4 protein-coding genes are annotated in these 4,226 nt (G+C 57.9%); all 4 read left to right on the top strand.

Going from position 1 to position 4,226, the window contains the following annotated elements; genetic code table 11:
• A partial coding sequence (locus EN879_RS26330) for a response regulator (protein ID WP_164774588.1) occupies window positions 1–394 on the top strand: 394 nt, incomplete at its 5' end.
• 99 nt (window positions 395–493) lie between these two features.
• Window positions 494–3,124: an RHS repeat-associated core domain-containing protein gene (locus EN879_RS26325; protein WP_063168156.1), complete on the top strand. Its 2,631-nt coding sequence runs from the start codon at window positions 494–496 to the stop codon at window positions 3,122–3,124.
• Between the two features lie 109 nt (window positions 3,125–3,233).
• Window positions 3,234–3,743 carry a sel1 repeat family protein gene (locus tag EN879_RS26320; RefSeq protein WP_063168157.1) on the top strand — a complete coding sequence of 170 codons (510 nt, stop codon included), beginning with the start codon at window positions 3,234–3,236 and terminating at the stop codon, window positions 3,741–3,743.
• A 62-nt stretch (window positions 3,744–3,805) separates the two neighbouring features.
• A partial coding sequence (locus tag EN879_RS26315) for a hypothetical protein (RefSeq protein ID WP_164774587.1) occupies window positions 3,806–4,226 on the top strand: 421 nt, incomplete at its 3' end.

Genomic DNA, 4,226 nt, shown 5'->3' with positions numbered 1-4,226 from the left:
GGCCATAGCCGCGCGGCCGTTCCATGTCGGCACCAAGGTGCTGCTGGTCGAGAACGATATCGAAGTGCTGCAAGCCATGACCTTCCTGCTCGAACGCTGGCAATGCCTGGTGCGGGCCGCGACCTCGACCGACGATGCGCTCGACATGCTTGGCGACACCGACTGGGTGCCCGACATCGTCATTGCCGACCAGCATCTCGACGGCGGCGATCTCGGCACCACGACCATCGCCGAAGTCCGCGACTATCTCGGCCGCGCCGTGCCGGCGCTGATCGTCACCGCCGACAGTTCGGAAGCCGTCGCCAAGGCCGCCCGCTCCGGCGGCATCGAACTGATGCGCAAGCCGCTGAAGCCGGCCCAACTAAGGGCGCTGCTGGCGCATTTGCTGGCCTGATCACTTCTCACGCGCTATTCCGATCGTCTTGAAAGGAGCGCGTCCTCCCGCGGACAGGTCGCCGACGCGCGCTTTGTTTCGACCGCCACCTACAATGCCGTGTGCGGCCTGCCGGCAACGAAGACAGACCCGAATGGTCTCGTCAAAACCTTTACTTATGACGCCTTCTGCCGGCCCTATCAGGTCTCTCAGAGCGTCACCGGCGCCTATACCAAGACGCGCTTCGAGAACGAGGGCAATCCGGCGACACAGGCGCTGGTCAAGTACACCCCGCTGCCCAATGGCGCGAGTGGGGGCGCCGGCGAGGATTTTACCCGCTCCTTCTATGACGGGCTTGGCCGGGTCTATCGCGTGGAAACCCCCGGAGAGACGGCGGCCAGTGCAAGACGCATTGCCGAGACCGACTACGATCTTCGCGGCAATGTGCTGCGTACCGCCTTCCCGAGGTTCGTCGGTGAGACGGCACAGTGGACCACCAACAGCTACGACTGGGCCGACCGGCTGGTGAAGACGGTCAATCCGGATTCAAGCCAGCGCACTTACTTGAACGAACTGGCCACGGGAACCGGCGTCAACCCACGGCTGAATGCGGTGACGATGACGGACGAGCTTGGCCATCCGACTAAGACAGCATGGACGACACACGGCGATATCGCCGCCATTGTCCGCGACGTCGGTGGCCTCAATCTGCCGGAGGGCCGCAGCTACGACCTGCTCGGCCGGCTGATCGGCGTCACCGATCCCGGCGGTTCGAGCTGGAGCTACAGCTACGATCTGCTCGGCAACCGGCTGTCGGCGTCAGATCCCGATCTCGGCACCTGGACCTATGTCTATGACGCCGCCAACCGCCTTATCAGCCAGACCGACGCCCGAGGCACGGTCACAACGCTCGCCTACGACCAGATGGACCGGCTGACGCTGAAGACGGCAACGGCAGCAGGCGGCAGCCCGGTGACGCTGACCCAGAACACCTACGACCAGGCGGCGTCGGGTTACTACAACATCGGCCAGCTGACCCGCTCGGAAAACGCGGCTGCCGTCCAGCTCTACAATTATGACGGCCTCGGCAAGGTTGCTCGCCAGGATGCCACGATCGCGGGGATCACCAACTATACGTTCAACGTCCACGACGGCTCCGGCCAGAACGTATATGTCCAGTACTTTCCTGTTCAGCTCGACTTCGGTTCGAACGCGAACCGCCTGCAATACACCGCCGGCAACAAGCTCGCCTCCGCCCCCGGCTTCATCACCTCGACCATTTACGAGGCCGATGGCCAGACCAAGGAGATCACCTATTCGAACGGTGTGAAGACCTCGTTCACCTATTCGCCGACGCGGCGCTGGCTGACGCGTGTCACCACGGCACGAGGCGCCACCATCCTGCTCGACGATCAGTACGCGCGTGACAGCCTTGGCCGCATCACCGGCACCACGGGGCTGACGGCTTCGGACAGCTGGACCTATGGCTATGACAATGCCGACCGGCTGACGGCAAGCAGCAATCTGGGCAACACCGCGCTCAGCGAAAGCTTTGTCTATGCCGCCAACGACAATCTGACCTCGCGTACCCGTGTCGCCGGCACCTATATCTATCCCGCGGCAAGTGCTGCTCGTCCGCATGCGCCAACCTCGGTCGGCGCCAATGCTATGGCCTATGATGCCAATGGCAACCTCACCTCCGATGGCAGCCGCACACTGGTCTGGGACGAGGCCAACCGGCTGAAGACGGTCACGCTGGCCTCCAACACTGTCAATCTCGCTTATGGACCCGACGGAGCGCGCGCGAAAAAATCCTCGAGCTTCGCCACCACACTCTATCCCGATGCCAATGTCGAGATCGACCCGGCGACCCCGGGCGCGGAGATCTACACCAGGTATCCGCATCCCGACATCAAAGTGACGGGCACGACAAAGGCCTTCCTGCATCGTGATCACCTGGCCTCGGTGCGCATGGTCACCGACAGCACCAGCGCCATCGTCGAGCAGACCAACTACGCCACCTATGGCGAGCGCCTCAACACAGGCTTCCAGACCCAGAAGAGCTACATCGGCGAACGCTTCGATCCCGAGACCGGGCTGCTGTATCTCAATGCGCGGTACATGGATCCCGTGCTGGGAAGGTTCATCTCGCCAGATGATTGGGATCCGACAAAGCAGGGCGTGGGGACCAACCGCTATGTATATGCCCAGAACGATCCGGTGAATAAAGCAGACAACAATGGACATTCGGCGCGGTCAGCCGACGACAGCGCGGCCGGATTGGCCAATGCTGCCAGAGAAGGTGGCGGCTCGGTTGGCACCGCTGAAGCGTCTGGCAGCCACGCCATCTCCCAATCAGCGGGGCCGGCGGTAAAGGAGTTGGGCCTTTCTGTTGACAAGAAAAAGTGCGATGGGTGTAAGCAAATAGCCGCCAGTAAATTCGATTTTGTTCGAAACCTCGTCGGCTTTGCCATGGATGTTATGACTAGCTTTACGGATCCAAACAAAGCGCCGTCGGTTAACGATCCCAAACCTCCAGTGAGGCAGATGGAGTCTGTAAAGAAGGCTCCAACCCCAACTGATCCGCCAAGTGCATCACCACCAGATGATCTGCCGCCAGGTCCGCCGACAAAGCCATCGAAGCCGCCGGGTGCTCCTCTTGGAACTCCTGTTATCGGGATCCCAATGGGGATTGTGCATGACTTTATGAGGGACCCGCGCGGGCTTACAGATCGAGATTTCAGGTTATGATGATAGAGTGAGTGATTGACTTTAGAATGGACCGGCTCTCGAAAAGAGCCCATGTGCCGAGGACTAGGCGCACCAGTCGTCGGATGGATGCATAGACGGGAAACGTCACATGGACCAAGTCACTGCTGAAGAGCGACAGAGATGGATTGAGTACTTCATCCCATTGGCCGAGCAAGGAGATCCAGATGCGCAGTTAGCCGTTGGTATTGGCTATGCTAACGGGGTGATGGTAGAAAAAGACCTAATGTTAGCGGAGCTCTGGCTCCGTCGCGCTGAAGAGAAAAAGGGCGAAGAAGCGACCTTCGTTCTCATAAAAACATTTTCCAGGGAAGAATCGCCCAAGACTCTCGATATTTTTGCAGAAAAAGCGGAGTGGGAGCTTGGCGCAATTTACCTTATATGTGGAAGATATTTAATGAGAAACGGCGATGTGAAACGGGGAAGGCTTCTTTTGAAGAAAGGATGGGAAAAAGGAAATATTATTGCCGGTATTTCATTTATTTCGTCGGGCTACGGCAAGCCTTGGAGATTTTTTTTGCTGCCTGTGGTGCTACCACTTTTGATTGAAAGCGTAATAGTAAAAGCTAAAGATCAGGCGGACGAGAGGATTTTGGAGTGATGCAAGGCTAATAGTTATCTAGGCTATATTGGCACGGGGCGATCAATGTGTAGAGCCAGCCATTGTGCTTAATTCCTATATTTGTACAGGGAACGGTCTCTCATGGCTCGTTTTCCGCTATTGTTAATCCTGCTTGCGCAGCCATCTGCCAAGACATTGTTAGGCCTCACACAAGTTCTCCTGTAGAGAACCGCTACTCCAGTTACGATGGATCAAAGGGCGTTCATTGGACACACACCGATCCAAAAACTGGGAAGAAGCAAGAAATCGCGATAGGCATCGGGGAAGACATCAACGCCGATTTTGATCTTTCCCCAGAAGGTAAATCCAAGCCTGGCGCTAAGGATTTTGAAAAGGCTGCCCAAGAGGCAAAGCAATACCTAGGGACCGTTCCGGGCCTCAAGGACGTGGCGAAACAAGCGGGTTTTCTTTTAGACAATCCGCGGAATGACGCCTTAGGAAAAAAATGGCGTGAAAGAATTG

Origin of the sequence: Mesorhizobium sp. M7A.F.Ca.AU.002.02.1.1 (genome assembly GCF_003998535.1) — a bacterium.
GTDB lineage: Bacteria > Pseudomonadota > Alphaproteobacteria > Rhizobiales > Rhizobiaceae > Mesorhizobium > Mesorhizobium ciceri.
This window is presented reverse-complemented; position numbering and strand designations above follow the sequence as displayed.